25 protein-coding genes and 1 pseudogene are annotated in these 26,499 nt (G+C 68.3%); 21 read left to right on the forward strand and 5 right to left on the reverse strand.

The features are described from left to right. Window positions 1-82 precede the first annotated feature (82 nt). The 4 genes from BGI51_RS17015 to BGI51_RS17030 all read left to right on the forward strand — a co-directional run bounded on the left by BGI51_RS17015 (window position 83) and on the right by BGI51_RS17030 (window position 4,015). Entirely contained in the window at window positions 83-592 is a 510-nt protein-coding gene (locus BGI51_RS17015) for a sigma-70 family RNA polymerase sigma factor (RefSeq protein WP_187979087.1), read from the forward strand. After that, window positions 589-1,215, forward strand: coding sequence for a DUF4880 domain-containing protein (locus BGI51_RS17020; protein WP_187979088.1), 627 nt, complete (start codon window positions 589-591; stop codon window positions 1,213-1,215). Before BGI51_RS17015 ends, BGI51_RS17020 begins: the two co-directional genes overlap by 4 nt. Before the next feature lie 20 nt (window positions 1,216-1,235). Beyond that, a complete protein-coding gene (locus tag BGI51_RS17025) occupies window positions 1,236-1,520 on the forward strand; it encodes a hypothetical protein (protein WP_187979089.1) in 285 nt (94 codons plus the stop codon). Window positions 1,521-1,597: 77 nt separating this feature from the next. Then, window positions 1,598-4,015 carry a TonB-dependent siderophore receptor gene (locus tag BGI51_RS17030; RefSeq protein WP_187979090.1) on the forward strand — a complete coding sequence of 806 codons (2,418 nt, stop codon included), beginning with the start codon at window positions 1,598-1,600 and terminating at the stop codon, window positions 4,013-4,015. A 44-nt stretch (window positions 4,016-4,059) separates the two neighbouring features. Here the strand turns inward: BGI51_RS17030 and fnr are convergent, their stop codons facing one another. Continuing rightward, window positions 4,060-4,791 carry a fumarate/nitrate reduction transcriptional regulator Fnr gene (gene fnr / locus BGI51_RS17035; RefSeq protein WP_007162251.1) on the reverse strand — a complete coding sequence of 244 codons (732 nt, stop codon included), beginning with the start codon at window positions 4,789-4,791 and terminating at the stop codon, window positions 4,060-4,062. A gap of 63 nt (window positions 4,792-4,854) precedes the next feature. Then, window positions 4,855-6,237 (reverse strand): oxygen-independent coproporphyrinogen III oxidase, encoded by a 1,383-nt coding sequence (hemN, locus tag BGI51_RS17040; protein ID WP_187979091.1) that lies wholly within the window; start codon window positions 6,235-6,237, stop codon window positions 4,855-4,857. 112 nt (window positions 6,238-6,349) lie between these two features. Here hemN and BGI51_RS17045 point away from each other — a divergent pair, with 112 nt between their 5' ends. Next, window positions 6,350-6,997 (forward strand): alpha/beta family hydrolase, encoded by a 648-nt coding sequence (locus BGI51_RS17045; protein WP_187979092.1) that lies wholly within the window; start codon window positions 6,350-6,352, stop codon window positions 6,995-6,997. Here the strand turns inward: BGI51_RS17045 and BGI51_RS17050 are convergent. Both BGI51_RS17050 and BGI51_RS17055 read right to left on the reverse strand, forming a co-directional pair. After that, window positions 6,994-8,562, reverse strand: coding sequence for a rhodanese-related sulfurtransferase (locus tag BGI51_RS17050; protein ID WP_187979093.1), 1,569 nt, complete (start codon window positions 8,560-8,562; stop codon window positions 6,994-6,996). The two genes, BGI51_RS17045 and BGI51_RS17050, sit on opposite strands and share 4 nt — an antisense overlap. Further along, window positions 8,559-9,161, reverse strand: coding sequence for a cysteine dioxygenase (locus BGI51_RS17055; RefSeq protein WP_187979094.1), 603 nt, complete (start codon window positions 9,159-9,161; stop codon window positions 8,559-8,561). Before BGI51_RS17055 ends, BGI51_RS17050 begins: the two co-directional genes overlap by 4 nt. A 242-nt stretch (window positions 9,162-9,403) precedes the next feature. Between BGI51_RS17055 and BGI51_RS17060 the strand changes: the two genes are divergently transcribed. The 7 genes from BGI51_RS17060 (at window position 9,404) to BGI51_RS17090 (ending at window position 15,979) form a co-directional block, all read left to right on the forward strand. Beyond that, the gene (locus tag BGI51_RS17060; RefSeq protein ID WP_187979095.1) at window positions 9,404-10,183 is read left to right on the forward strand and encodes a class II aldolase/adducin family protein; all 780 of its coding nucleotides are present in this window, start codon (window positions 9,404-9,406) and stop codon (window positions 10,181-10,183) included. Continuing rightward, entirely contained in the window at window positions 10,180-11,133 is a 954-nt protein-coding gene (locus BGI51_RS17065; protein ID WP_187979096.1) for an ABC transporter substrate-binding protein, read from the forward strand. Before BGI51_RS17060 ends, BGI51_RS17065 begins: the two co-directional genes overlap by 4 nt. Before the next feature lie 5 nt (window positions 11,134-11,138). Next, window positions 11,139-12,104, forward strand: a complete 966-nt coding sequence (locus BGI51_RS17070) for an ABC transporter substrate-binding protein (protein WP_437179453.1) — start codon at window positions 11,139-11,141, stop codon at window positions 12,102-12,104. 203 nt (window positions 12,105-12,307) lie between these two features. Then, window positions 12,308-13,336, forward strand: a complete 1,029-nt coding sequence (locus tag BGI51_RS17075; protein ID WP_187979098.1) for an ABC transporter substrate-binding protein — start codon at window positions 12,308-12,310, stop codon at window positions 13,334-13,336. Window positions 13,337-13,399: 63 nt separating this feature from the next. Then, the gene (locus BGI51_RS17080) at window positions 13,400-14,242 is read left to right on the forward strand and encodes a MetQ/NlpA family ABC transporter substrate-binding protein (protein WP_187979099.1); all 843 of its coding nucleotides are present in this window, start codon (window positions 13,400-13,402) and stop codon (window positions 14,240-14,242) included. Beyond that, window positions 14,239-15,333, forward strand: a complete 1,095-nt coding sequence (locus BGI51_RS17085; RefSeq protein WP_187979100.1) for a methionine ABC transporter ATP-binding protein — start codon at window positions 14,239-14,241, stop codon at window positions 15,331-15,333. The genes BGI51_RS17080 and BGI51_RS17085 overlap by 4 nt, the downstream gene beginning before the upstream one ends. Next, complete coding sequence (locus BGI51_RS17090) at window positions 15,326-15,979, forward strand: methionine ABC transporter permease (protein ID WP_187979101.1); 654 nt, start codon at window positions 15,326-15,328, stop codon at window positions 15,977-15,979. The genes BGI51_RS17085 and BGI51_RS17090 overlap by 8 nt, the downstream gene beginning before the upstream one ends. Window positions 15,980-16,138: 159 nt before the next feature. Here the strand turns inward: BGI51_RS17090 and BGI51_RS17095 are convergent, their stop codons facing one another. Beyond that, entirely contained in the window at window positions 16,139-17,152 is a 1,014-nt protein-coding gene (locus BGI51_RS17095) for a GntR family transcriptional regulator (protein ID WP_187979102.1), read from the reverse strand. Window positions 17,153-17,437: 285 nt separating this feature from the next. On the opposite strand from BGI51_RS17095, the gene BGI51_RS17100 reads away from it, so the two are divergent. The 9 genes and pseudogenes from BGI51_RS17100 (at window position 17,438) to sfnG (ending at window position 26,467) form a co-directional block, all read left to right on the forward strand. Beyond that, the gene (locus BGI51_RS17100) at window positions 17,438-18,793 is read left to right on the forward strand and encodes an amidase (RefSeq protein WP_187979103.1); all 1,356 of its coding nucleotides are present in this window, start codon (window positions 17,438-17,440) and stop codon (window positions 18,791-18,793) included. A gap of 73 nt (window positions 18,794-18,866) precedes the next feature. After that, window positions 18,867-19,747: pseudogene (locus tag BGI51_RS17105) on the forward strand (polysaccharide deacetylase family protein). A 25-nt stretch (window positions 19,748-19,772) separates the two neighbouring features. Further along, window positions 19,773-21,131, forward strand: a complete 1,359-nt coding sequence (locus tag BGI51_RS17110; RefSeq protein WP_187979104.1) for an MFS transporter — start codon at window positions 19,773-19,775, stop codon at window positions 21,129-21,131. 11 nt (window positions 21,132-21,142) lie between these two features. Next, window positions 21,143-21,913 carry an SDR family NAD(P)-dependent oxidoreductase gene (locus BGI51_RS17115; protein ID WP_187979105.1) on the forward strand — a complete coding sequence of 257 codons (771 nt, stop codon included), beginning with the start codon at window positions 21,143-21,145 and terminating at the stop codon, window positions 21,911-21,913. Between the two features lie 10 nt (window positions 21,914-21,923). Further along, window positions 21,924-22,673, forward strand: coding sequence for an SDR family NAD(P)-dependent oxidoreductase (locus BGI51_RS17120; protein WP_133859267.1), 750 nt, complete (start codon window positions 21,924-21,926; stop codon window positions 22,671-22,673). A 9-nt stretch (window positions 22,674-22,682) separates the two neighbouring features. Beyond that, window positions 22,683-22,982 carry a hypothetical protein gene (locus BGI51_RS17125; protein WP_158897133.1) on the forward strand — a complete coding sequence of 100 codons (300 nt, stop codon included), beginning with the start codon at window positions 22,683-22,685 and terminating at the stop codon, window positions 22,980-22,982. Beyond that, on the forward strand, window positions 22,979-23,968 hold the full coding sequence (locus BGI51_RS17130; protein WP_187979106.1) for a CobW family GTP-binding protein: 990 nt from the start codon (window positions 22,979-22,981) through the stop codon (window positions 23,966-23,968). Before BGI51_RS17125 ends, BGI51_RS17130 begins: the two co-directional genes overlap by 4 nt. Further along, the gene (locus BGI51_RS17135) at window positions 23,965-25,149 is read left to right on the forward strand and encodes an ABC transporter substrate-binding protein (RefSeq protein ID WP_074584498.1); all 1,185 of its coding nucleotides are present in this window, start codon (window positions 23,965-23,967) and stop codon (window positions 25,147-25,149) included. Before BGI51_RS17130 ends, BGI51_RS17135 begins: the two co-directional genes overlap by 4 nt. 226 nt (window positions 25,150-25,375) lie before the next feature. Beyond that, window positions 25,376-26,467, forward strand: coding sequence for a dimethylsulfone monooxygenase SfnG (sfnG, locus tag BGI51_RS17140; protein ID WP_187979107.1), 1,092 nt, complete (start codon window positions 25,376-25,378; stop codon window positions 26,465-26,467). Window positions 26,468-26,499 lie beyond the last annotated feature (32 nt).

A 26,499-nucleotide genomic window follows, 5' to 3' on the forward strand; every position in this document is an offset into this window, starting at 1 on the left:
CGCTGCGAGACGGCGATAGGCCTGTATCTTGTGATCGAGAAGCATTATCATTATCGGAAGTCAGCTGCTTCCGAGGATGGTGATGCAGACGCTTGAGTCCGACCGGCACGGACATATCCGGACCCTCTACCTGGACCACCATGGCTGGCTGCGCGAGCGGCTGCAGCGGCGGTTGGGTTGCCTGGGGCAGGCGGCCGAGCTGGCTCAGGACACCTTCGTGCGGCTGCTGGCCCGGGAAGCCGAGCTGGAACGCCTGCGTGAACCCCGTGCCTTCCTGGCGACCGTCGCCCAGGGCCTGCTGGCCAATCACTGGCGGCGCCAGGCCCTGGAGCGCGCCTATCTCGATGCCCTCGCCGCGCAACCGCAGGCCGTGCAGCCTTCGCCGGAAGCCCAGGCCCTGATCCTGGAAACCCTCACCGAACTCGATGCGCTGCTCGACCGCCTGCCCGGCCGGGTGCGCCAGGCCTTCTTGCTGGCGCAACTGGAGGGGCTCACCTATGGCGTCATCGCCGAGCGGCTGGGCGTGTCGGAGCGGATGATCAAGAAGTACATGGCCCAGGCCATGCTGCACTGCCTGGAACTGGTGTCTTGAGCGCGCTGACGCCCGGTCGTGGCGGACCTCTGGAGGAGGCGGCGGTCTGGTTCGCCGAACTGGCTGCCGACGAGGTGGACCCCGTCACCGAGCGGGCCTGGGAACGCTGGTTGCAGGCGGATAGCCGCAACGCCGTGGCCTGGGCGCGGGTGGAGGAAATCAGTGCACGCTTCACCGGTCTGCCTGCGTCCGGGCGAATGGCCCTGGCGCGGCGCGAGTCCCTGGGGCGGCGCCGGGCGCTCAAGGTGCTGGGATTGGCCCTGGGTGGTCTGGCGCTGGGCTGGACGCGGCCGGACGACTGGCGGCTGGCGCAGGGTGCCGACCTGAGCACGGCGGTCGGCGAGATCCGTGCCTTCGACCTGGCCGCCGGGGTGCGCGTCTGGCTCAACACCGACAGCCAACTCGCGCGCGGGGCCACGGCGGATCACTGGCGCTTGCTGCGCGGCGAGGCGCTGTTCGAAAGCCGAGGGGGACGGCTCCCATGGTGCTGGAGGCGACGCCAGGCCGGGTGCGCTTCTTGGCGGGCTGCTGCGCGGTCCAGGCGCGTGACGAGGGATTGGAGGTGGCAGCCTATCGTGGGGCTCTGCAGCTGCTGCCACGCCAGGCCCGGCCCGAGAGCCTGACGCAAGGGACCCGGGCGCTGATGACGGCTACCGCCGTACAGCCGCTAGGCCCGGTCGATCCGGGGCGGCAACTCTGGCGCCAGGGGCGGCTGGTGGTCGACGACTGGTCGCTGGCGGCGCTGGTGGCGGAGCTGGGTCGCTATCGACCGGGCCTGCTGACCTGCACCGCCACGGTCGCCCACTTGCGGGTAGTCGGCAGCTATCCGCTGGCGGATACCGATCGCGCGCTGGCGGCCCTGGCCGACAGCCTGCCGGTACGGGTGGAACGGCGCCTGCCCTGGTGGGTGCAGATCGTGCCCGCCTGAAAAAATATGGCGCGGGTGGTTCCCCTTTTTCGCGCTCGCGGGGCTTGGGGGAAACGATCTCCGTTTCGAGGCCCTCCATGCATCGCGATACCCGTTTCACCCTGCATCCGCTGCGCCGCGCCCTGCGCATCTTCGCCCTGACCATGCCGCTGGGCATCACCGGCCTGGCCATGTCCCCGGGCCTGGCCCAGGCGGCGCCCCTGGCGCAGGAATACCGCATCGAGGCGGGCAGTCTGGCCACGGTGGTGAGCACCTTCGCCGCCCAGAGCGGCGTACTGCTGTCGGCCCCCGCCCAGGGGCTGGAAGGTCGGCGCAGTCCGGGGCTGCAGGGCCGCTACACACCGGCCGACGGCTTCCAGCAGATTCTCCAGGGCAGTGGCCTGCAGGCGGTGCGGCAGGCCGATGGCAGTTATCGCCTGGAGTCGGCGACCGCGACCGGCGTGACCTCCCTGAGTGACACCACGGTGACCGGCTTCGCCCTGGGCAATGCCCTGGGCGAGACCGATGGCTACCTGGCGACCCATAGCGACGTGGCCACCAAGACCAGCAAGGGCCTGCTGGAAACCTCCCAGTCGGTCTCGGTGGTGACCCGCGAGCAGATCGATGACCAGGGTGCCAAGACCGTGCAGCAGGCCATGAGGTACACCCCGGGCATCTTCACCGGCCAGATCGGCGCCTCCAATCGCTACGACTACGTGGTGATGCGCGGCTTCGCCGACAACAGCGTCGATAATGTCTTTCTCGACGGCCTCAAGACCATGGGCGACAGCGGCACCTTCAGCTCGCTGCAGGTCGATCCCTATTTCCTCGAGCGCATTGACGTGGTGAAGGGGCCGGCGTCGGTGCTCTATGGCCGCAGCCTGCCGGGCGGTCTGGTGGCCCTGACCAGCAAGAAGCCGCTGTACCAGCCCTATCATCAGGTCCAGGCCACCCTGGGCAATCTCGGCCAGCATGGCGCCGGCTTCGATTTCGGCGGTCCGCTGGACGAGGAGGGGCGCATCGCCTATCGCCTGGTGGGTCTGGCGCAGCACAGCGACACCCAGTTCGACCATGTGGAAGAAGAGCGTTACGCCCTGGCGCCCAGCCTGGCCATCGACCTGAGCGACGATACCACCCTGACCCTTCAGGCCTATCTGCAAAAGGACCCGGATGGCGGCTACCACAGTGGCGTACCAGCCGAAGGCAGCCTCTATCGCCGCAATGGCCGCTACATCAGCAACCACTTTTTCGACGGCGAACCCGACCACGACAAATTCGAACGCACCCAGCAGATGGTTGGCTATCAGTTCGAGCACAGATTCAACGACGTCTGGAGCGCGCGGCAGAACTTCCGCTACGCCAAGTCGCGGGTCGAGCTGGAGCAGGTCTATGGCTACGGCTATGTTGGCGACAGCAACCTGCTCAATCGCTATTACTCCGGCGGCCGCGAGAACCTGCACGCCTATACCCTGGACAATCTGGTGCAGGCGGACTTCGACTGGGCCGGCAGCCGCCATACCCTGCTCGCCGGACTGGATTACCAGCGTCGCTGGACCCATGTGGATTGGCCCAGCGGCACGGCGGATGCCCTGGACGCCTTCGCGCCGAACTACGGTGGCCAGGTGACTATCTCCCCCGGCAGCGAGTACCGTCGCGAACTGCAGCAAACCGGCGTCTACCTGCAGGATCTCATCGAGCTGGATCGCTGGCGCTTTTCCCTGGGTCTACGCCAGGACTGGGTGGAAATCGGCATCGAGGATCGCCTGGCGGGCACCCGCAGCAGTGCGCGCCGTGGCCAGGCCAGCGGCCGTGCCGGAGCGCTCTATCTGTTCGACAACGGCCTGGCGCCCTACCTGAGCTATTCCACCTCCTTCAATCCCAACGCCTACAACGACGCCGCGGGCAATCCCCTGGAGCCCACCGAGGGCAAGCAGTGGGAGCTGGGCCTTAAGTACCAGCCGCCGGGCAGCGCCAGCTTCTATACCGCCTCGCTGTTCCATATCACCCAGGAAAACGTGGCGACCAAGCTGCCCCAGGAGGACTTCTATTCCTCGGTGGGCGAGATTCGCTCGCGTGGCCTGGAGCTGGAGGGCCATCTGCAGCTGGCCGAGCGCCTCAAGCTGCTGGGCAGCTACACCTTCACCGACATCGAGTACACCCAGGCGCTGGATGGCACCCAGGGCAACACGCCGAACCAGGCGCCTCGGCACCAGGCGTCGCTGTGGGGTGAGTACGAGCTGGCTGGACCGCTGGCAGGGTTCAGCATCGGCGCCGGCGCACGCTACGTGGGCACCAGTTGGGCGGACAAGGCCAACACTCGCAAGGTGCCGGCCTACACCCTGGTGGACGCCATGCTCGCCTATGACTTCACCCGTCTGGGGTTGCCGGGGCTGACCGCGCGGGTCAATGCCAACAACCTCATGGGCAAGGACTATGTGGCGTCCTGCTACAGCCTGGACTTCTGCTATTTCGGGGAGGAGCGCAACGTGACCGCGACGGTCAGCTACAGCTTCTAGACGGGCCGGGCGCCTGCCGCTGACTGAGCGGCAGGCGCCAGCCGTCAGCCTTCCAGCTGACCGCCCGCGAGGGCGCAGAGGCGGGCGGAGTCGAGGATGCGTACTTCCTTGCCCTCGGCCGCCAGCACACCGCTCTGCTGGAAGCGGGTGAACACCCGCGACACGGTTTCCACCGCCAGGCCGAGGAAGTTGCCGATCTCGTTGCGCGACATGCTCAGGCGGAATTGCTGGGCGGAAAAGCCGCGGGCATGGAAGCGCGCGGAGAGATTGACCAGGAAGGTGGCGATGCGCTCGTCGGCACTCTTCTTCGACAGCAGCACCATCATCTGCTGGTCGTCGCGGATCTCCCGGCTCATCACCCGCAGCAGCTGGCGGCGCAGTTGCGGCAGCTGTTCGGAGAGTTCATCCAGGCGCTCGAAGGGGATCTCGCAGACGGTGGTGGTCTCCAGCGCCCGGGCCGAGACCGGATAGCGCTCGGTGTCCATGCCCGACAGGCCGACCAGTTCGCTGGGCAGGTGGAAGCCGGTGATCTGCTCCTCCCCGGCATCGCTCAGGCTGCTGGTGCGCAGGGCGCCGGAGCGCACCGCATAGACCGAGCCGAAGGTATCGCCCTGGCGGAACAGGTGGTCACCCTTGGCCAGCGGCCGGCCGCGCTTGACGATCTGGTCAAGGGCATCCAGGTCTTTCAGATCGAGCGACAGCGGCAGGCACAGCGAGGCGAGGCTGCAATCCTTGCAATGGGCCTGGGCGTTGCGCAGCTTGAGGGGCTCGGTCATGGGGGAAGATCGCTTCTCGTCTGGTTCCAAAAGTCTAACTTTAGCAGTGGTGGCAGGCATGGGTCATATCACCTGGGAAAAGCGCTGCTTGTCATGGTCCGCCAGGTAGCGGTCGAACAGCATGCACAGGGCACGGATCAGCAGGCGGCCCGGCGCCAGCACCTGCACGCCGCGGGCATCGAGACGGATCAGGCCGTCGGCGGCCATGGCTTCCAGGTGCGGCCAGGCATCGGCGAAGTACTGGCGGAAATCCAGTTCGCAGCTGCGCTCGATGGCGGCGAAATCCAGCTGGAAATGGCAGATCAGCTGGGCGATCACCGCGCCGCGGATGCGATCGTCCCGCGAGCGACGCAGGCCGCGGGCCACCGCCAGTTCGCCCTGGCCCAGGCGTGCCTGGTAGCGGGCGAGGTCCGGGGTGTTCTGGCAGAGCACCTCGCCCACCTGGCTGATGGCGGAGACGCCCAGGCCGAGCAGGTCGCAATGGCCGTGGGTGGTGTAGCCCTGGAAGTTGCGCTGCAGGGTGCCGTCTTCCTGGGCGATGGCCAGGTCGTCGTCGGGCAGGGCGAAGTGATCCATGCCGATGTAGCGATAACCCGCGGCCAGCAGCTGTTCCACGGTGCGCTGCAGCATCTCCAGCTTGGCCGCGGGGTCCGGCAGTTCGCTGGCTTCGATGCGCCGCTGCGGCGGAAAGCGCTGCGGCAGATGGGCGTAGTTGAACACCGACAGCCGATGCGGCTGCAATTCCAGTACCCGCTCCACGGTGTGGGCGAAGCTGGCCGGGGTCTGTCGTGGCAGCCCGTAGATGAGGTCCAGGTTGATGGATCGATAGTCGAGGGCACGGGCGGCTTCCACCAGGGTGCGGGTGTCGTCGAAGGGCTGCAGGCGATTGATCGCCAGCTGCACCTGCAGGTCGAGGTCCTGGACGCCGAAGCTGACGCGGTTGAAGCCCAGCTCGCGGAGCAGGCCCATGGTGCTCCAGTCGGCCTCGCGCGGATCGATCTCGATGGAGTAGTCGCCGCGATCGTCGTCGGCCAGGGTGAAGTGGCGGCGCAGGTCGGCCATCAGCTCGCGCAGCTGCATGGGATTGAGAAAGGTCGGGGTGCCGCCGCCGAGGTGCAGTTGTTCCACCCGCTGCCCGCCATCCAGGTGCCGGCTGGTGAGGATCATCTCCTGGCGCAGGGCGTGGAGGTAGGCAACGCTGCGGCTGCGGTCCTTGGTAATGACCTTGTTGCAGGCGCAGTAGTAGCAGATGTTGGCGCAGAAGGGCACGTGCAGGTAAAGCGACAGCGGGCGTCCGGCCTGGCGGCTCAGGCGCAGGGCGCCGAGCAGGTCGAAGGGGCCGATGCCGTCGTGGAATTGCACGGCGGTGGGGTAGGAGGTGTAGCGGGGGCCGGCGCGATCGTAGCGGGCGATGAGGTCGGCGTCCCAGGCGAGGGCGGCTGTCATGCCGGGCTCCAGTGGTTTCGAGGCGCCCAGTGTGAGGGGCGGGCTCCGGGCTTTATTGATCCAGATCAATAAAGCCCGGGTTAAGCTCTGGCGTTTGGACGAGGAGTGGCCCATGGCAGACGAGTTGTACCTCGACAGCTTTCGCGAATGCCGACCCGCGGGTGAGCCCTTGGCGACCCTGTTGCTGGCCCATGGGGCAGGGGCGGGGATGGACAGCCCCTTCCTGCAGCAACTGGCCGAGGCGCTGGCCCGGCGCGAGATCCGGACCCTGAGATTCGACTTTCCCTACATGGCGCGAGCATGCGCCGAGGGCAAACGGCGCCCGCCGAATCCGGCCCCGGTCCTGCTGGAGCACTGGCGGGCCATAATCGCCACCTGGCGCGCGGCGGAAAGCGGACCGCTGTGGCTGGCGGGCAAGTCTATGGGCGGGCGGATGGCCAGTCTGCTGGCTGATGAACTGGGCGCGGCGGGCCTCATCTGCCTGGGCTATCCCTTCCACCCGGCGGGCAAGCCCGAACGGCTGCGCACCGACCACCTGGCGACCCTGGCAACACCGACGCTGATCGTCCAGGGCGAGCGGGATGCCTTGGGCTCGCGGGAGGAGGTGGCGGGCTATGCCCTGGCGCCAAGCATCGAGGTGCAGTGGCTCGCCACCGCGGACCATGATCTCAAGCCGCTCAAGCGCAGCGGCCTGAGCCATTCCCAGGCGCTGGTGGAGACGGCGGCCTGGGTGGCGGCCTTCGTGGGGACCAGCGGCTAGATGACCCGGAAGCCGCTGGTGCCATCCCGCCGCAACTGCTCGACCAGGCCGAATTCCCAGTCCAGGTAGGCCTGCATGGCCTCGCGCGGGGCGTCGGTGCCCTCGTAGGGGCGTCGGTAGCGATCGCGCCGGGTCGACAGCAGCCGCGTCTCGCCACCTTCCACCGGCAGGCCGGCGGCCAGCCAGGCCGCGGTGCCGCCCTCCAGCAGCAGGACCGGCCGGTCGGTGGTGGCCTGGACGTCGAGGGCGGCGAAGGCGGCCAGTTGGCCACTGCCACAGGTGAAGACATAGCGCTCGGCGGGTGGCAGCGCTGCCGGCAGATCGGCGCGCAGCACCCAGGCCGCGCCCGGGATGTGCCTCTGCACATAGTTGGCGCTGGCGGTGACATCCACCACCAGGGTGCCCGGCTCGGCCAGCCATTCCTGCAGCCGCGTCACCGAGATGCGCTCCACCGGCCCCGCCGTGGGCGCCGGTGCCTGCCAGGGGCCAGTGGCGCTCAGGGCGCCGGGCGGGATGGCGTCGACCACCGCCACCGTCCAGCCCATCTGTGCCAGCCAGGAGGCGCTCATGTTGGCGCGCACGCCGTCGTCGTCCACCAGCGCCAGGCGGGCGCCACGCACCGGGGCGCTGTGATCGGTCTCCTGGACCAGCTGGCCACCCGGTGTCGAGCGGGCGCCGGGCAGGTGGCCGGCGGCGAATTCCTCGGGGGGGCGCACATCGATCAGGTAGTTCGTGCGCTGGGCGTCGTTGCGCCAGGCTGCCAGTTCGCTGAAGGGCAGGCGGGCGACGCCGGCGCGATCGGCGACCTGGCGGGCGCGGGTCGCGGCGGTAGCCCGGGTCGCCGGACTCACCGCACCGAAGCGGCGTTGCTGGCCATGTTCCAGGGTCTGGCCGGCCAGGGTCCAGCCGATGGTGCCATTGCGCAGGGCGGCCACCGGATTCGGAATGCCGGCGTTGATCAGCGACTGGGCGCCGATCAGGCTGCGGGTACGGCCGGCGCAATTGACGATGACCCGGGTGCGCGGATCAGGTGCCAGTTCGGCCACCCGTAGCACCAGTTCGGCACCCGGCACGCTGACACCGCCAGGAATGCTCATGGTCTGGTATTCCTCGAAACGGCGGGCGTCGAGGATCACCAGGTCGGCGTCCTGATCCAGCAGCGTCTGGACCTCCTCGGCGGGCAGCGAAGGGGTATGGCGCCGGGCTTCCACCAGTTCGCCAAAGGCCTTGCTCGGCACGTTGACGTCGATGAAGAGTTCGCCGCCGCTGGCGCGCCAGCCCGCCAGGCCACCTTGGAGCAGGGCCACGTCGGTATAGCCCAGGGCGTACAGGCGTTCGGCCGCGCGTTCCGCCAGGCCCTCGCCATTGTCGTAAAGGGTAATGGCCACGTCGCGCCGCGGCAGCCGCGACCAGGCCTCCAGCTCCAGGCGCGACAACGGCAGATTGGCGGCCCACAACGGATGGCCGGCGGCAAAGGGGTCTTCCTCGCGGACGTCGAGCAGGGCGACCTCGGTGCCGGCGAGCAGGGCCTGGCGGATGTCCTCGGCGGTGCGGATGGCGGTCATGGTGTGGCGGTCTCCTGGGACAGGTCCCACAGGTTGGGCAGCTGGCGATTGGTGTAGCCGGAGATGAAGAGCTTTTCCTGGCCATCCGCGGCATAGACGGCGCGGCGTACGGCGCCGATGTTGCCGCCATAGACGTGGATGCTGATGGAGGTGCGGTCGGCATAGGCGTTGCTGACCTGGTGGATGTCGCCCACCCGCGGCGAGACCGCTTCCACCTGGCCCGGCTCCAGGCGCACGGGCGCGCCTTCCGGCAGCAGGCGGCCGGCGGGGTCGCGGGCGAAGCCCTGGGCAATCTCGGCGCCGCGCAGCATGCCGATCAGGCCCCAGGTGCGGTGGTCATGCACCGGCGTGGCCTGGCCCGGACCCCAGACGAAACTCACCACCGAGAAGCGCTGGCGGGCATCGGCATGCAGCAGGTACTGGCTGTAGCGCTCGGGGCGGGGCAGGGCGCAGTCCTCGGGCAGCCAGTCGTCATGGCGCACCAGCTCGCCGAGCAGGACGGCGCCGCGCTGCAGCAGCTGGGCTTCGGCAGGGTGTTCGTTGACCAGGGTGGCGAGGTCATGCAGGAACAGGCGCAGGCGGTCGAGCCTAGGGGGCATGGCGGGCTCCACAGATGGGCAATGCCGGCCATTAAAGCAAGGTCAGCGCCCAGCGCCTTAGATCGATTGGTTCTGTGCTGAAAACAAGTTTTCGCATATTTATCTATTTTTGTTATCCAAAATGAGCATATTAGGTTATGCGCAATCGATATTTCCGTCTCGGTGACTCACAACGTTAGGTTCTAAGCAGACCAGGGCAACGCCCGTCGCCCTGGCGCCTCTTCTGCTTTCGGAGCCGCTGCATGACCGCCTTCCAGAACGCCCTCGCCAGCGTCCGCGCCCAGGTATCCGCCGCCGAATGGGAGGCGCGGGTCAAGCTCGCCGCCGCCTATCGCCTGGCTGCCCGCGAACGCTGGACCGACCATATCTACACCCACTTCTCACTACGGGTGCCGGGCCCGGAAGCGCACTTCCTGATCAATCCCTTCGGCCAGACCTTCGACGAGATCACCGCCTCTTCGCTGGTAAAGGTGGACCTCGATGGCGAAATCGTCCTCGACCCCACCGGGCTCGGCATCAACCCGGCCGGCTACGTGATCCACAGCGCCATCCACCGTGCCCAGCCGGACCTCCATGCGGTGCTGCACACCCACACGGCCGCGGGCATCGGCGTCTCCGCTCAGCGCGGTGGGCTACTCATGCTTTCCCAGCACGCCATGAGGTTCTTCGGCCGCCTGGCCTATCACGGCTACGAGGGCGTGGCCCTGGATCTGGACGAGCAGAGTCGGCTGGTGGCCGACCTCGGGGCGCACCCGGCGATGATCCTCTGCAACCATGGGTTGCTGACCGTGGGCGCCAGTCTGGAAGAGGCCTTCTGGCACCTCTATTACCTGGAGCGTTCCTGCGCGGCGCAGCTGGAGGCCCAGAGCGGCGGTGCCGAGCTGGTGATCGCCGCGGACGCCGTGGCGCAGAAGGTCAGCGACCTCATCCCCGGCAACCTGGTGCGCGGCGCCCATGTCCGCCACTGGGAGGCGGCGGTACGCCAACTGGAGCGCCACGAGGGCCGGGAGTACGCGCAATGAGGCGCTTGCTTGCCACGCTGGGCCTGGCGCTGCTGCTGGGGCAGGCCCAGGCGGAGCCGGATCTCTCCGGGGTGACCCTGGTGCTGGGCGACCAGGCCCGCGGTCTGCGCGCCATGATGGAAGCCGCCGGTACCCTCGAAGGCGCGCCCTACCGCTACCGCTGGGCCAACTTCCAGGGCGCCGCGCCGCTGTTCGAGGCCCAGCGCGTCGGCGCGGTGGATACCTCCTACGCCGGGGACCTGCCGGTGCTGATGGCCGCGTCCGGCGGCGTGCCGCTCAAGCTGATCGCCACCAATGTCGGCTATCCCCAGGCCAATGGTCTGCTGGTACAGAAGGATTCGCCGATCCGTTCGGTCAAGGACCTCAAGGGGCGTACCGTGGTGGTGTCCTCGGCAAAGGGCAGCATCTCCCAGCATCTGCTGTATGCCGCCCTCGAAGAGGCTGGCGTCAGGCGCGACGAGGTAACGGTCAAGTTCGTGCTGCCCACCGATGCCAGCGCTGCCTTCAATGCCGGGCAGATCGACGCCTGGGCCACCTTCGATCCCTATCTCGGCATCGCCGAACAGCACGGCGCCCGGCTGCTGCGCGATGGCCAGGGGCTGACCACCGCCCTGGGCTTTCTCACCGCCACCCCAGCGTCGCTGGAGGACCCGGCCAAGCGCGCCGCCATCGCCGATTTCGCCGGGCGCCTGGCCCAGGCGCGGGCCTGGGCGGTCGCTCATCCGCAGGACTATGCCCGGGTCTACGCCGAGCTGACGCGCCTGCCGGAAGGTGCCGCGGTGGCCATTTCCACCCGCACCTCCCGTGGCCTGCGTCCGGTGCAGCCGGCGGACGTCGCCGCGGTGCAGCAGGTGGCCGATCTCTTCAGCGAACTCCAGGTGCTGCCCAAACCGGTCGACGTCGCCGCCCTGGCCGATGCCAGTGTCTTTACCCAGGAAGCCAAACCATGACCCTCATCCGCCTTACCCTGCTGGCGCTACCGCTGCTGCTCGCCGCCAGCGCGGCCCTGGCCGCCGAGACCCTGACCCTGCGCATCGCCGACCAGAAGGGCAACATGCGTGCCCAGCTGGAGGCGGCCGACGGCCTGCGCGACCTGCCGGGCTATCGCATCCAGTGGGCGGAATTTCCCGCCGCCGCGCCCCTCGCCGAGGCGCTCAATGCGGGCGCGGTGGATGCCGGCATCATCGGTGATGGCCCGCTGCTGTTCGCCCTGGCCGCCGGCGCGCCGGTCAAGGCCATCGCCGTGGACAAGTCCGATCCCTATGGCACGGCGGTGATCGTGCCGCGCGACTCGCCACTGCGGAGCGCGGCCGATCTCAAGGGCAAGCGCATCGCCACCGGGCGCGGCTCCATCGGCCATTACATCGCGCTCAAGGCGCTGGATTCCGTGGGCCTGACCGCCCGGGACGTGAGCTTTCGCTTCCTTGGTCCGGTGGACGCCAAGATGGCCCTGGCCAATGGCTCGGTGGATGCCTGGGCGACCTGGGAGCCCTATACCGCCCAGGCCGAGCAGGTCGACGGCGCTCGGGTGCTGGTCAGTGGTCGCGGACTCTGGGCGGGCAACAGCTTCCTGGCCGCCACCGATACGGCCCTGGCCGATCCGGCCCGGCGCGCGGCGCTGCAGGACTACCTCGATCGTCTGGCCGCTGCCCAGCGCTGGGGCTACGCCCACCTCGACAGCTATGCCAGGACCCTGGCGCAGATCATCGGCTTTCCCGAGGCGGTGGCCCGGCTGCAATTCGAGCGCCGCCAGCTGCACTGGGAACCCATCGACCAGCAGGCGGTGGCCGGCCAGCAGGCGGCGGCGGATTTCTATCATCGCAGCGGCCTGATACCGCAGCGCCTGGATGCGCAGGGGACCTTCGCCGAGGGGTTCCGGGTGGCCAAGCCGGACGCGCCGCGGCAGGCGGCGCGGGAGTAGGGCGGGATGCAGGGTGGTGTTGGGCTTCGCTTCGCTCCGCGCCAACCTACGTACGGCGGGGCGCCCCCTCTCCCTCTGGGAGAGGACTCGGGTGAGGGAAAGCCCACACGTCACTCGACCTATCCATATAACCCATCCTTATTTCAAAAACGCTGAACAGCTTGAGTAGGCTATAAGCCAATTCCATGGATGAGCGCACCCCGATGCCCCCACGTCTCCCCTTCACCCGTCGTCCCCTGGCCCTGGGGCTCGCGGCCAGCCTGCTCACCGGACTGGTCACCGCACCCCAGGCGGCTCAGGCCGAGGGCACCCTGCGCATCTCCGAACAATTCGGGGTGTCCTATGTGATCCTGCACGTGCTGCGTGACCAGCAACTGATCGAAAAGCACGGCAAGCAAGAGGGCGTCGACATCAAGGTCGACTGGATCAAGCTGTCCGGTGGCGCGGCCGTCAACGAAGCGGTGCTGTCGGGCGCGGTGGACGTCGGCTCCGCCGGGCTCGGACCGCTGTTCACGCTCTGGGACCGCACCCATGGTCGGCAGAACGTCAAGGCCGTGGCCAGCCTGGGGGCCTTTCCCAATTATCTGGTCACCAACAATCCGCAGGTGAAGACCCTGGCCGACTTTACCGCCAAGGACCGCATCGCCGTGCCGGCGGTCAACGTCTCGGTGCAGTCGCGCTTCCTGCAGTACGCCGCCGCCCAGGCCTTCGGCGAGAAGAACTGGAATCGCCTGGATCCCCTGACCGTGGCGGTGCCGCATCCGGATGCCACCGCGGCGGTGATCTCCGGCGGTACCGAGATCAACAGCCACTTCGCCAATCCGCCGTTCCAGGAACAGGAACTGGCCAGCGGCAAGGTGCACAGGGTGCTCAGTTCCTATGACGTGCTCGGTGGGGCCGTCTCGCCCAATCTGGTGTTCGTCACCGAGAAATTCCGCCGGGACAATCCCAAGACCTACAAGGCCTTCCGTGAGGCCCTGGTCGAAGCCGGGCAGATCATCGAGAAGGACAAGGCCGCCGCCGCCCGTACCTACGTGAAAGTCGAGCATTCCCGCCTCGATCCGGCCCTGATCCAGCGGATCATCGAAAGCCCCGAGGTCAACTTCGACACGGCGCCGCAGAACACCCTGAAGCTGGCGGAATTCATGTACCGCATCGGCGCCATCCGCAACCAGCCCAGCGGCTGGCAGGACTATTTCTTCGTCGACGCGCCCGATCAGAAGGGCAGCTGATCCCTTTTCCCTTACGGGTTCCACCGGACCACCGGACGAGCCCTCGACATCTCGAGGTCTCCCATGGCTATTCCTCCGTTTTTCCTGCGCCTCGGGCTGCTCCTGGCGAGCACGACCCTGGTGCTGTCCGTCCAGGCCGCCGAGCCGCAGAAGATTCGCCTCGGCATCAACGACAGTCCGCAGAATGCCGCCCTGGAGCGCGCCGCCGAGGTGGCGCGGGAAAGGGGCGTAGCGGTGGAAATCGTCGCCTTCAGCGACTGGAACACGCCGAATCTGGCACTCGCCCACGGTGACATCGACGTCAACTACTTCCAGCATCAACCCTTCCTGGAAAACGCCAACGCCCAGAACGGCTACGGCCTGGTGCCCATCGCCTATGGCGTGGAAAACAAGGTCGGCCTCTATTCCAAACGCGTGAAAAGCTTTGCCGAGGTGCCGGACGGCGCCACCGTGGCGGTGGCCGACGATCCGGTCAACCAGGGCCGCGGGCTGCACCTCTATGCCCGCGCCGGCCTGATCCAGCTCAAGCCGGACACCGGGCCCAAGGCCAGCCTGCAGGACATCGTCGCCAATCCCCGCCAGCTGAAATTCATCGAACTGCCCGGTCCGCAACTGGCGCGGGTACTGGACGACGTGACCCTGGCGCAGAGCTATCCCTCGCATATCCTCGCGGCCGGCACCACGGACCCCAACAGTGCGCTGCTGTTCAGCGACGACGAGGCCAGCGGCCACCTCTATGCCCTGAGGTTCGTGACCAGGCCGGACAGGGCCGATGACCCGGCGATCCGCACCTTCATTCAGGTGTTCCAGAACGATCCGCGGGTGCGCGAGGCCATCGCCCAGGCCTATGGCAATCCGCAGCTCTACAGCCTGGCCTGGTTGAACCGGCAGGAGGCCGTCCGATGAGCAACGCGCTGCTCAGCACCGCACCGGCGCAGCCGCCCGTCGAACCCCAGACCGTCCCCGCGCGCGAGCATCTGCGCCTGAGGGGGGTGCAAAAGATCTACACCGGCGGTGCGCTGCCGGTGACCGCGCTGGCCGACATCGACCTCAGCATCGCCCGTGGCGAGATCTTCGGCATCATCGGTCGCAGTGGCGCCGGCAAGTCCAGCCTGATTCGCACCCTCAATCGCCTGGAAGACGTCAGCGCCGGCCAGGTACTGGTCGATGGCGTCGACCTCGGCACCCTGGAGGGCGACCGGCTGGTGGCGCTGCGGCGGCGCATCGGCATGATCTTCCAGCACTTCAATCTGCTGGCCTCGCAGACGGTGCTGGAGAACCTGGCACTGCCGCTCAAGGCCGCCGGATTTCGTCGCGACGAGATCGAAGCCCGGGCCCGGGAATTGCTCGAGCTGGTCGGGCTGCAGGGCAAGGAGCAGGTCTATCCCTCGCGGCTGTCCGGTGGGCAGAAGCAGCGGGTGGGCATCGCTCGCGCGCTGATGCTCAAGCCCGAATTGCTGCTCTGCGACGAGGCCACCTCGGCGCTGGATCCGGAGACCACCCAGTCGATCCTGGCCTTGTTGCAGGACATCAATCGCCGCCTGGGGCTGACCATCGTGCTCATCACCCATGAGATGGCGGTGATTCGCCAGATCTGCGACCGGGTGGTGGTCCTGGAGCATGGCCGCATCGTCGAACAGGGCCCGGTGTGGCAGCTGTTCGGCGCGCCCCAGGCAGAAGCCACCCGGGCGCTGCTGGCCCCCCTGGCGGCCCAGCTGCCGGCGGATCTGGCCAGGCGGCTCGCTGCCACCCGGCAACCGGGTGCCCGGGCCGTGCTGGAGCTCAGCTACGACGGCCAGGGTGCGGAGCCTGACTTCCAGGCGCTGGGCCAGGCCCTCGGCGCACCGGTCGAGCTGCTGCATGGCGGTATCGACCGCATCCAGGGCCATGCGCTGGGTCGCCTGCTGGTGGCGACCGCGGCGCCGGAGCGACGGCTGGCCAGCTTCCTGACCCAGACCGGGCTGTTCGCCCGGGCGGAGGTGCTGGGCTATGTCTGACTTCATGCTCAAGGCGCTGTGGAAGGCCTTTCTCGATACCCTGACCATGGTCAGCGTGTCCGCGGCCATCGTCTGGTTCGCCGGCATCGCCCTGGCGGTGGTGCTGGTCACCACCGGGCGCGGCGCCATCTTCGCCGCCCCCACCCTCAACCGGGTGCTGGGCACCCTGATCAACGCCTTTCGCGCCACGCCCTTCATCATCCTGCTGGTGGCCCTGATCCCGCTGACGCGGCTGATCACCGGGACCACCATCGGCGCCTGGGCGGCGGTGGTACCCATCACCCTCAGCGCCACGCCGTTCTTCGCCCGCATCGCCGAGGTCAGCCTGCGCGAGGTCGGCGGTGGGGTGATAGAAGCGGCCCAGGCACTGGGCTGCGAACGGCGGCACATCGTCTTCAATGTGCTCCTGCCGGAGGCGCTGCCCGGCATCATCGGCGGCTTCACCGTGACCCTGGTGGCCATGATCGGCGCCTCGGCCATGGCCGGCGCCATAGGCGCAGGGGGGCTTGGCGACCTGGCGATCCGCTATGGCTACCAGCGCTACGACACCCAGGTGATGGCCGTGGTGATCGCCATCCTGGTGGTGCTGGTGTGCGGCATCCAGTTCATCGGCGATCGCTACGTGCGGCACCTGCGGGCGCGCTAGTGTGGTGTTTCAGACGTTCGCGCAAGAGTTGGCGAGTGATTTTTTGGTCCTGGCTAGGCGCCGCGACGAGTCATAGCAGGGCTATGGCGAGAAGTGGCAACGCCGCCGGGGCCTAAAAAGCGCCGCCAAAATTGTGCAGATAACGTCTGAAACACCACACTAGCTCAGGCGCTCCAGATAGGCCGGCAATTCCGGGTCGGGCAGCACCGAGAGCACCTTGAGGCGCTGCAGGGTGCGGTCGCGACCGCGCAGGAGGTGATTGCGCAACTGGCTGGCGGCCGAGTCGGGACTGCCCACCAGCAGGGATTCCAGCACCAGGCGATGCTCCACCAGCACCGCCTCGTCCAGCGGCGTGCCGAGCGACTGGTGGAAGATGCGCGAGACGTTCAGCGGACTCTGGCTGTGGGCGATCAGCTGGGCCAGCTTGCGATTGCGCAGGCCGGCCAGGCAGCGCCCATGCAGATCCGCCTCGATGCGCTCCACCGCGGTCCAGGAGGTGGGGGCAGGGTGGGCGGCCAGCTGCTCCAGTCGTTCGAGCATCGCCAGCAACTCGCCGCGCGCCAGCCCCGGCGCCGTCTGCAACAGCGCCTCGGGTTCCAGCAGGGCGCGGATCTCGTAGTCGTCGCGGATGGCCTGGGCGGTGAGCGGACCGGCCAGCCACTGGCCATAGGGTTCCTTTTCCACCAGGCCGCGATCGCGCAGGCGCATCAGGGCTTCACGCACCACGGCGCGACTGACGCCCAGGTGGTCGGCCGCCCGCTGCTCGTCCAGGCGGAAATGGCCGAAGAGCAGGGCGTGGCTGACACAGGCGGCGATCTCGTCGCCTACGCGCTCGCCCAGGGAGCGCGTATCGATCAGTTCGTCACCGCTGTCCAGCCCGAGCAACTGGCGGGTCAGCGGCTGGCGCTGCGGCTCGCCCGCAGTGCCGGCCGGATCGATCAGATAACCACGCCCTTCGAAGCGGCGGATCAGGCCTTCCTCCTGCAACAGCGTCAGCGCCTGGCGCACCGGTACCCGACTGGTGCCGAACAGCTGTGCCAGCGGCGCCTCGACCAGGACCAGCCCCGGCGCCGCGCGACCGGCCAGGATGGCTTCGCGCAGCGCACTGCGGATCATCGCGTAGCGCGCGGCGGTACGACTATCATCGAGGGGGGCGGGGACTGCTGCCGACATCGGGGGCCTTCCGGAAACGAGATAAGAATTGTGGCACAGGCCTGCGGCCTTTCGCGCGTTACCGCCGGGGTCGGGTGCACGCACGGTAACGGGGCAGGCGTTACGGTTCTGCACAAAGATGGATCTATTTAATTTAAGTACATTTTATTGGTCCCTGGTGAAGAAAGGATCGAGCGACCTCTAAGCGCTGGCTTTGCGATTAAGTAGCAGCCTTTTTCTCAAGCTGGCACAAAGCCTGCTCTATCAAACGTACCAAATTATAAAATGTACGTTTAAGGAGCAGCCATGGATTCTGCCCACGCCCTGTCCCTGGATGCGGTCGGTCTCGGCGAGGCCTATGCCGCCGGTACCCTCGATCCGGTCGCGGTCTTCGAGGCGGCGCTGGCTCGCGCCCAGGCATCCTCGGCCGTATTCATCAGCCTTACCGCCGTGCGTGGACGCGCCGAAGCCCTGGCCGCGCGCGAGCGCTGGAAGACCGGGCAGCCGCGCTCGCCGCTGGATGGCGTGCCGCTGGCCTGGAAGGATCTGTTCGACCTGCAGGGCGAGGTCACCACCTGCGGCGCCGAGCTGCGCCGTCTGGCGCCACCGGCCGCCAACGACGCCGAGCTGGTGCAGCGCCTGAGCCAGGCCGGACTGGTCAGCCTGGGCAAGGTCAATCTCAGCGAATTCGCCTATTCCGGGGTGGGATCGAATCCCCATTTCGGCACGCCTGCCAATCCTCGGATGCAGGGTGAGGTACGCATACCCGGCGGCTCCTCTTCGGGGTCGGCGGTGGCTGTCGCCGCCGGCATCGTGCCCCTGGCCCTCGGTACCGATACCGCCGGTTCGGTGCGCCTGCCGGCCGCGCTCAATGGGCTGGTGGGTTATCGCCCCAGCCTGGGGCGCTATCCGGCGACCGGCATCTTTCCGTTGGCCGCCTCCTATGACGTGCCGGGTCCGCTGGCGCGCAGCCTGCGCGATGTGCAGTGCCTGGATCGCCTGCTGACAGGCGCTGCCGCCCGACCGCTGCCGGCGCTGACGGCGCTGCGCGTGGTGCTGGACCTGAGCGTGCTGGACGACGCCCGGGTGGAGCCGGCGGTGCGAGCCAATCTGCTGGCCGCCGCCGAGCGGTTGACCCGCGCCGGGGTGCGCGTGGAGCGCCGCGCCCGCACGGTGTTTGCCGAGGCCCTGGAATTTCTCGCCGCAGAAGGTTGGCCAGGGGCCCTGGAAGCCTTCGCCCTGCACCGCGAGGTGCTCGACGGTCCCGCGGCCGCACGCCTGGACCCACGGGTGCGGCAGCGCCTGGAGCGGGCACGGGCCTTGCCCGATGGCCATCTGGCCGTTCTGCATGAACGCCGCGATCAGCTGCGGCAGCGCTTTGCCGCCGAATTCGGCGAGGCGCTGCTGCTGGTGCCGACGGTGAGCCGCGTGGCACCGCTGCTGGCTCCCCTGGAAGCCGACACAGACCTCTTCGCGGCCACCAATCTGGAGCTGCTGCGCCTGACCATGGCCGGCAGCCTGCTCGGCGCGCCGGGGGTCTCGCTACCCAGCGGCCGCGATGCCCAGGGCCTGTCCACCAGCCTGTTGCTGGTGGCCCCCGCCGCCGCGGACGAGCGCCTGCTCGATGCCGCCTCGGCCGTGGAAGCCCTGGTCAGCGCCTGATTTCAAGTGGCGGTGGCGGGGGCCCGGCTCCGTCATCGACCTGGGTTTCTTCCGGGTACTGGAGAGTGCAACGATGGCCAAAGAAATCTTCGTTTCCATCGGCGTCGACGTCGACGCGGTGGCGGGCTGGCTCGGTTCCTACGGCGGCGAGGATTCGCCCGATGACATCTCCCGCGGCCTGTTCGCCGGCGAGGTGGGGTCGCCCCGGCTGCTCAAGCTGTTCGAGCGCTACGGCCTCAAGACCACCTGGTTCATTCCGGGCCATTCGGTGGAGACCTTTCCCGAGCAGATGCAGGCGGTGGCCGCGGCAGGCCATGAGATCGGCATCCATGGTTACAGCCACGAGAATCCCATCGCCATGACCCCCGAGCAGGAGGAGGCGGTGCTGGACCGGTCCATCGAGCTGATTACCGCGCTGGCCGGCAAGCGCCCCACCGGTTATGTCGCGCCCTGGTGGGAATTCAGCCGGGTGACCAACGAGCTGCTGCTGAAGAAGGGCATCAAGTACGACCACAGCCTGATGCACAACGACTTCTCTCCCTACTACGTGAGGGTCGGCGACAACTGGACCAAGATCGACTACAGCCAGCAGCCCGAGAGCTGGATGAAGCCGCTGGTGCGCGGCCAGGAAACCGATCTGGTGGAGATCCCGGCCAACTGGTACCTCGACGACCTGCCGCCGATGATGTTCATCAAGAAGGCGCCCAACAGCCACGGCTTCGTCAATCCACGCCACCTGGAAGAGATGTGGCGCGACCAGTTCGACTGGGTCTATCGCGAGATGGACTACGCCGTCTTCCCCATCACCATCCACCCCGATGTCTCGGGCGGCCGCAGGTGCTGCTGATGCTCGAACGCCTGATCGAGCATATCCAGGGTCACGCCGGGGTGCGCTTCGCCACCATGGACGAGATCGCCGACGACTTCCTGCGGCGCCAGCCGCGCCAGCGCTAAGCGCCCAGCCCACAGGTACAGGATCATGACCCTCCCTGCCGCCCCTTCGCTCCACCCGGAAACCGCCACGGCTGCCTGGAAACCGCAGCCGCTGTCTTCCGGTGATGTCCGCTACGCCACCTGGATCGCCTTCTTCGCCTGGGTGTTCGCCGTCTACGACTTCATCCTCTTCGGCACCCTGCTGCCGGTGATGGGTGGGCACTTCAACTGGAGCGAAGCCGAGCAGGCCGAACTCGCCACCTGGGTGGCGCTGGGTGGAGCCATCATCGCCTTCGCCATCGGCCCGCTGGTGGACCGGATCGGTCGCCGCGGCGGCATCATCGTGACCATCGGCGGCACGGCCGTGTGCTCGGCGCTGACCGCGCTGTGCGCCGGCATGGGCAAGGTGCCGCTGGTGCTGGTGCGTTCGGTGGCCGGCCTGGGCTATGCGGAGGAGGGGGTCAACGCCACCTACCTGACCGAGGTCTATGCGGCCTCCGACGATCCACGGCTGATCCGCCGCCGGGGCTTCATCTACAGCCTGGTGCAGAGTGGCTGGCCGATCGGTGCGCTGATCGCCGCCGGGCTCACCGCCTTGCTGCTGCCGCACATCGGCTGGCAGGGCTGCTTCGTGTTTGCCGCCGTGCCGGCCTTCGTCATCGCGGTGCTGGCGCGCAAGCTCAAGGAAAGCCCGCAATTCCAGGTGCACGCCCGCATCCAGCGCCTGCGCCGCGAAGGCCGGGAGCAGGACGCCCGCAGCCTGGCCCGTGAATACGGCGTGGACTACGAAGAGCACGCCAAGGCCGGCGTGGCCATGGCCTTCAAGGGCCAGGCCCTGCGCCCGACCCTGGTATTGAGCCTGGCCATCCTGCTCAACTGGTCGGCGATCCAGGTGTTCAGCGTGCTGGGGACCTCGGTGATCGTCAGCGTGCACAAGCTCAGCTTCGAGAACTCGCTGTGGATCCTGGTGCTGTCCAACGCCGTCGGCTTCATCGGCTACCTGTTCCATGGCTGGCTGGGCGATCGCATCGGTCGGCGCAACACCGTGGCCCTCGGCTGGATGTGTGGCGGCGTGGCCTTCTTCGCCATGCTGCAGGCGCCCAGCCAGCTGGTACCGGTGGTAGCGCTCTACAGCCTGGGGCTGTTCTTTCTCACCGGACCCTACTCGGCCATGTTGTTCTTCATGGGCGAAAGCTTTCCCACCAGCATCCGTGCCACCGGTGGCGCCATCGTCCACGCCATGGGACCGATCGGCGCCATCCTCGCCGGCCTCGGCATCACCAGCGTGCTCGGTAGCGGTGGCCAGTGGCACAGCGCCGCGTTGTGGTTTGGTGCCCTGCCGTGCTTTCTCTCCGGCCTGGTGATGTGGACCGCGCGCCACGTCGAACCCACCAGCCTCAAATGACAGGAGCCCCCATGACAGCTCATACCTCTCCTGTCGCCCTGATCACCGGTGCCGCCAGCGGCATCGGCCAGGCCCTGGCCGTGGTCTATGCCCAGCGGGGCGTGCGGGTGGTCGGCGGCTACTACCCGGGCGATCCCCATGACCCCGAAGACACCCGGCGGCTGGTAGCCGCCGCGGGTGGCGAGTGCCTGCTCGAACCCCTGGACGTCAGCGACAGCGCCTCGGTGGATGCCCTGGCCGATGCCGCCCTGGCGCACTTCGGCCGCCTCGACTATGCCGTGGCCAACGCCGGGCTTCTCCGCGCCGCACCGCTGCTGGAGATGAGCGACGCGCGCTGGCACGAGATGCTCGACGTCGACCTCACCGGCGTCATGCGCACCTTTCGCGCTGCCGCGCGGCACCTGGAGGAGGGCGGTGCCCTGGTGGCCATCTCCTCCATCGCCGGCGGCGTCTATGGCTGGCAGGACCATGCCCATTACGCCGCCGCCAAGGCCGGGGTGCCGGGACTGTGTCGCTCGCTGGCCGTCGAACTGGCGCCGCGTGGCATCCGCTGCAACGCGGTGATTCCCGGTCTGATCGAGACGCCGCAATCGCTGGACGCCAAGAACTCCCTGGGTCCGGAGGGCCTGGCCAAGGCCGCCCGCAGCATTCCCCTGGGGCGGGTCGGCAGGGCCGACGAGGTGGCGGCGCTGGTGCGGTTCCTGACCAGTACCGAAGCCAGCTACATCACCGGCCAGAGTCTGATCGTCGATGGCGGTCTCACCGTCCGCTGGCCCGATTGAGGAGAAGAGCATGTTCGAGCTGACAGACCGCCGCGCCCTGGTGACCGGCGCGGCCAGCGGGATCGGCGCCGCCATCGCCCGCAGCTATGCCGCTGCGGGGGCGCGCCTGGTGCTGGCCGACCGCGACGCCGAGCGGTTGGCGCGGGTGGCCGCGGAATGCCGGGCCCTGGGCGCGTCGGTGACGGAGACCGTCGCCGACGTTGGCCAGCCAGATGGCGCCCGAGCCGGAGTGGACGCCTGCGTGGCGGCTTACGGCGGCATCGACATCCTGGTCAACAATGCCGGGATGCTGACCCAGGCGCCCTGCGTCGACCTGACCCTGGAACAGTGGAACGACATGCTGCGCGTCGACCTCACCAGCGTCTTTCTCGCCAGCCAGCGCGCCCTGCCGCACATGCAGGCGCAGCGCTGGGGCCGCATCATCAACGTCGCTTCCCAGCTCGGCATCAAGGGCGGCGCCGAGCTCTGCCACTATGCGGCGGCCAAGGCCGGGGTGATCGGCTTCACCAAGTCGCTGGCGCTGGAGGTGGGCCGCGACAACGTGCTGGTCAACGCCATCGCCCCCGGGCCCATCGAGACCCCGCTGGTGGATGGCATCAGCGCCGACTGGAAGGCGGCCAAGGCCCGCGAATTGCCGCTGGGCCGCTTCGGTCGCGCGGAGGAGGTGGCGCCGGTGGCGCTGCTGCTGGCCAGCGATCCGGGTGGCAATCTCTTCGTCGGCCAGACCCTGGGTCCCAATTCCGGCGACGTCATGCCCTAGGAGGTAGCCATGTGCGGACTGTGCGGCCTGCTCGGCCCGGATCTCCACTGGAGCGATCCGCTGGGCGATGACCTGCCCCGGCGGCGCGAGCGCCTGCGTCGGGTCGCCGCCATCAACCGGGTGGTGGCGCCGTTCCGGCTGACCGTGAGCGACGTCCAGGGCGCCTCCTACCTGATCCAGGGCCCGACCGGGCGCCAGGCCCTGGCCGAGGGCCTGGACGACCTCTGGCGCCAGGCCGAGGCGGTGTTGGGGCGACCGCTCGATCCCCTGGACCCGCGGGTGCTGGCGCCGCTGGAGTTAGCGCCATGAGCCTTGCCGTCAATGTCATCACCGGTTTTCTCGGCAGCGGCAAGACCACCCTGCTGCGGCGCCTGCTGGCCCAGGAGGCCCTGGGCGAGACGGCGCTGCTGATCAATGAATTCGGCGAGGTCGGCATCGATCACCTGCTGGTGGAAGAAGTTGCCCCGGACACCGTGCTGCTGCCCAGCGGCTGCGTCTGCTGCTCGGTGCGCGGCGATCTCAAGGCGGCGCTGCTGACCCTGCACGGTCGGCGCAGCCGCGGCGAGATTCCGGCCTTTCGCCGGGTCCTGCTGGAGACCACCGGCCTGGCCGATCCGGGGCCGATCCTCGCCACCCTCAATCTCGATCCCCAGTTGCGCGGCCGCTTCCACCTGGGCTTGCTGGTGACCGTGGTGGACGCCGAGCACGCCGCGCTCCAGGAAGGGCTGCACCCGGAGTGGCTCAACCAGGTCACCGCGGCCGACCGGCTGTTGCTGAGCAAGGCCGACCGGGTCGCGCCTGCCGTGCTGGAGCGGCTGGACCGGCAGCTGGCGCAGCTCAATCCCACCGCCACCCGGGCCCTGGCGGCTACTGTGGCTAGCGGCGATGACCTGCTGCTGGGCGAGGGCCTGCGCGCCGCCGATCCGGCGGTCGAGGTCGGCCGCTGGCGACTGTTCGCCGAGGTCGCCGAAGGCCGCCACGGCAGCGCCGAGGTCTGCTGCCTGGAGTTCGACCGGCCGCTGGACTGGATGGCCTTCGGGGTGTGGCTGTCGATGCTGCTAAGATGCCACGGGCAACGCATCCTGCGAGTCAAGGGCATCCTCGACGTGATCGACGCCAGCCAACCCATCGTCATCCATGGCGTGCAGCACAGCCTGCATCCGCCGGTGCACCTGCCGGCCTGGCCGGCGGGCGAACGCCGCTCGCGCCTGGTGTTCATCGTCCGTGACCTGGATACCGCGCTGCTCAGGCGCTCCTTCGCCGCCTTCATGGGTGGCCTGGGCCGGGCCGCATGAGCACGCCGCTGACCCTGAGGGTGCTGGGCACCTCGGTGACCCTGCTCGAACCCATCCGCCAGCGGGCGGAGGCGGAGCTGGGCATCCGCCTGGTCTACCAGATCCATGACGTCCAGACCGCCCAGCGCATCGCGGTGCTGGAGCCGGGCAGCTACGATCTCTATGACCAGTGGTTCCACAACGTCGACTTCGTCTGGCCGGCGCGGGCGATCCAGCCCATCGACATCCGCCGCATCGCGCTCTGGGAGGAGATCAACGACCTGCCCAAGCGCGGCCGGCTGCATGCCACGGATCGCCTGGCGCCCGGCTGCCGGCCGTGCGACCGCCTCTATGTGCAGCACGATGGCAGCCTGGGCGGCCAGCCCAGCGAGCGGATCAGCATGCTGCCGCTGACCCACAACGCCGACAGCTTCGCCTATCGTCCGGAGAGCCTGCCTGCCGCCCTGGCGGGGCAGCAGGAGAGCTGGGCCTGGCTGATCGACGAAGGCTGGTGTGGCCACAGCGCCCTGCAGAGCGACGCCGCCATCGGCGCCCTGGACGCCGCCCTAGCGATCCAGGCGGCCGGTCTCGCCCGTTTCGACGACATCGGCAATCTGCGCCTGGAGGAGATCGACCGCCTGGCCGAATTGCTGGTGGAGCGCCAGCGCCATCGGCATTTCGCGGCGTTCTGGTCCGACGACCGCAGCGCCGGCGAGCTGACCCTGGCCGCCGGGGTGGACATCCAGAGTCTCTGGTCGCCCATGCTCATGGCCCTGCATCGGGCGGGGGTGGATTATCGGGTGGCGGTCCCGCGCGAGGGCTACCGCGCCTGGTTCGGCGGCCTGTCGCTGTCGCGCTGCGCGGAGGGACGGGTGCGCGATGCCGCCTATGCCTACCTCAACTGGTGGCTGGCCGGCTGGCCCGGGGCGGTGATGGCGCGCCAGGGGTTCTATATCGCCAATCCGGTGCGGGCGCGGGATCACCTGAGCGCCGCCGAGTGGGACTTCTGGTACGGCGGCCTGCCGGCCCGTGAAGAACTCGCCGGCAGCGACGGCCTGCCGCTGATCGAGGTGGGCCAACGGCGCGAAGGCGGCTCCTACGCCCAGCGCATGAGCCATATCGGGGTGTGGAATTCGGTGATGGACGAACACAACTACCTGGTGCGGCGCTGGAGCGAATTCCTGCGCACCACGGCCGCCTGAGGCGACATCCTTTGGGCGAGAACCGCGCGCCAGACGCCTTGCTGCGCTGTTGCCCAGGCGACAGCAGCTGGACAGCTGCCCTTGGTGATACACCTGAAATTGTCTTACATTTGTTCGCAAATTATTGATGTAGAACGAATTTTTGACTTGGTTCGGTTCTTGATTGAAGGCTCAGGGTCACTGTTTCGCTCGTCCTCGCGGCGAGCCCAACCCGGAGAGCCTTTGCATGTCGCAGAACCCCGTCAAATTCGCCTATTGGGTCCCTAACGTCAGCGGCGGCCTGGTGGTCAGCACCATCGAGCAGCGCACCCACTGGGGCATCGACTACAACCGCACGCTGGCCCAGCTCGCCGAGCGGGCCGGCTTCGACTACGCCCTGACGCAGATCCGTTTCACCGCCGGCTACGGCGCCGAATACCAGCATGAATCGGTGGCCTTCAGCCATGCGCTGCTGGCCGCCACCGAGCGGCTCAAGGTGATCGCCGCCATCCTGCCCGGCCCCTGGAATCCGGCGCTGGCCGCCAAGCAGCTGGCGACCATCGACCAGCTCACCAATGGCCGGGTCGCCATCAACTTGGTCTCCGGCTGGTTCAAGGGGGAGTTCCACGGCATCGGTGAGCCCTGGCTGGAGCACGACGAACGCTATCGGCGTTCCGAGGAATTCATCCGCGCCCTCAAGGGCATCTGGACCCAGGACAACTTCAGCTTCGCCGGCGACTTCTATCGCTTCCGCGACTACACCCTGAAACCCAAGCCGCTGCAGCAGCCCCATCCAGAGATCTTCCAGGGTGGCAGCTCGCGGGCCGCGCGGGACATGGCGGCGCGGGTCTCCGACTGGTACTTCACCAACGGCGGCACCCGCGAGGAGATTCGTGCCCAGGTGCAGGACCTGCGCGCCAAGGCCGCGGCGGAGGGGCGTGAGGTCAAGGTCGGGGTGAATGCCTTCATCATCGCGCGCGACACCGAGGCCGGGGCGCGCGAGGTGTTGCGGGAGATCGTGGCCAAGGCCAACCCGGAGGCGGTCAAGGCCTTTGGTGATGCGGCGCGCCAGGCTGGTGCTGCCAGCCCGGAAGGCAAGGGCAACTGGGCCGACTCCAGCTTCGAGGATCTGGTGCAGTACAACGACGGCTTCAAGCCAAACCTGATCGGCACGCCCGAGCAGCTCGCCGAGCGCATCGTGGCCCTCAAGGCCGAGGGCGTGGACCTGGTGCTGGCCGGTTTCCTGCACTTCCAGGAAGAGGTCGAGTACTTCGGCCAGCGCGTGCTGCCCCTGGTGCGCGACCTCGAAGCCCGGGCTGCGGCCCAGGCGGCGGCCTAGGCTGAGCCAGCCGAATCGAGGCCAGGCCAGAC

Source organism: Pseudomonas oryzihabitans (assembly GCF_014522265.1).
Classification (GTDB): domain Bacteria; phylum Pseudomonadota; class Gammaproteobacteria; order Pseudomonadales; family Pseudomonadaceae; genus Chryseomonas; species Chryseomonas aestiva.

Bases quoted from the DNA above. Each gene is read 5' to 3' on its own strand.
- BGI51_RS17015 (WP_187979087.1), top strand. From the start codon at position 83: ATGCAGACGCTTGAGTCCGACCGGCACGGACATATCCGGACCCTCTAC.
- BGI51_RS17025 (WP_187979089.1), top strand. From the start codon at position 1,236: ATGACGGCTACCGCCGTACAGCCGCTAGGCCCGGTCGATCCGGGGCGG.
- BGI51_RS17030 (WP_187979090.1), top strand. From the start codon at position 1,598: ATGCATCGCGATACCCGTTTCACCCTGCATCCGCTGCGCCGCGCCCTG.
- fnr (WP_007162251.1), bottom strand. From the start codon at position 4,791: ATGACCGAGCCCCTCAAGCTGCGCAACGCCCAGGCCCATTGCAAGGAT.
- hemN (WP_187979091.1), bottom strand. From the start codon at position 6,237: ATGACAGCCGCCCTCGCCTGGGACGCCGACCTCATCGCCCGCTACGAT.
- BGI51_RS17045 (WP_187979092.1), top strand. From the start codon at position 6,350: ATGGCAGACGAGTTGTACCTCGACAGCTTTCGCGAATGCCGACCCGCG.
- BGI51_RS17050 (WP_187979093.1), bottom strand. From the start codon at position 8,562: ATGACCGCCATCCGCACCGCCGAGGACATCCGCCAGGCCCTGCTCGCC.
- BGI51_RS17055 (WP_187979094.1), bottom strand. From the start codon at position 9,161: ATGCCCCCTAGGCTCGACCGCCTGCGCCTGTTCCTGCATGACCTCGCC.
- BGI51_RS17060 (WP_187979095.1), top strand. From the start codon at position 9,404: ATGACCGCCTTCCAGAACGCCCTCGCCAGCGTCCGCGCCCAGGTATCC.
- BGI51_RS17065 (WP_187979096.1), top strand. From the start codon at position 10,180: ATGAGGCGCTTGCTTGCCACGCTGGGCCTGGCGCTGCTGCTGGGGCAG.
- BGI51_RS17075 (WP_187979098.1), top strand. From the start codon at position 12,308: ATGCCCCCACGTCTCCCCTTCACCCGTCGTCCCCTGGCCCTGGGGCTC.
- BGI51_RS17080 (WP_187979099.1), top strand. From the start codon at position 13,400: ATGGCTATTCCTCCGTTTTTCCTGCGCCTCGGGCTGCTCCTGGCGAGC.
- BGI51_RS17085 (WP_187979100.1), top strand. From the start codon at position 14,239: ATGAGCAACGCGCTGCTCAGCACCGCACCGGCGCAGCCGCCCGTCGAA.
- BGI51_RS17090 (WP_187979101.1), top strand. From the start codon at position 15,326: ATGTCTGACTTCATGCTCAAGGCGCTGTGGAAGGCCTTTCTCGATACC.
- BGI51_RS17095 (WP_187979102.1), bottom strand. From the start codon at position 17,152: ATGTCGGCAGCAGTCCCCGCCCCCCTCGATGATAGTCGTACCGCCGCG.
- BGI51_RS17100 (WP_187979103.1), top strand. From the start codon at position 17,438: ATGGATTCTGCCCACGCCCTGTCCCTGGATGCGGTCGGTCTCGGCGAG.
- BGI51_RS17110 (WP_187979104.1), top strand. From the start codon at position 19,773: ATGACCCTCCCTGCCGCCCCTTCGCTCCACCCGGAAACCGCCACGGCT.
- BGI51_RS17115 (WP_187979105.1), top strand. From the start codon at position 21,143: ATGACAGCTCATACCTCTCCTGTCGCCCTGATCACCGGTGCCGCCAGC.
- BGI51_RS17120 (WP_133859267.1), top strand. From the start codon at position 21,924: ATGTTCGAGCTGACAGACCGCCGCGCCCTGGTGACCGGCGCGGCCAGC.
- BGI51_RS17125 (WP_158897133.1), top strand. From the start codon at position 22,683: ATGTGCGGACTGTGCGGCCTGCTCGGCCCGGATCTCCACTGGAGCGAT.
- BGI51_RS17130 (WP_187979106.1), top strand. From the start codon at position 22,979: ATGAGCCTTGCCGTCAATGTCATCACCGGTTTTCTCGGCAGCGGCAAG.
- BGI51_RS17135 (WP_074584498.1), top strand. From the start codon at position 23,965: ATGAGCACGCCGCTGACCCTGAGGGTGCTGGGCACCTCGGTGACCCTG.
- sfnG (WP_187979107.1), top strand. From the start codon at position 25,376: ATGTCGCAGAACCCCGTCAAATTCGCCTATTGGGTCCCTAACGTCAGC.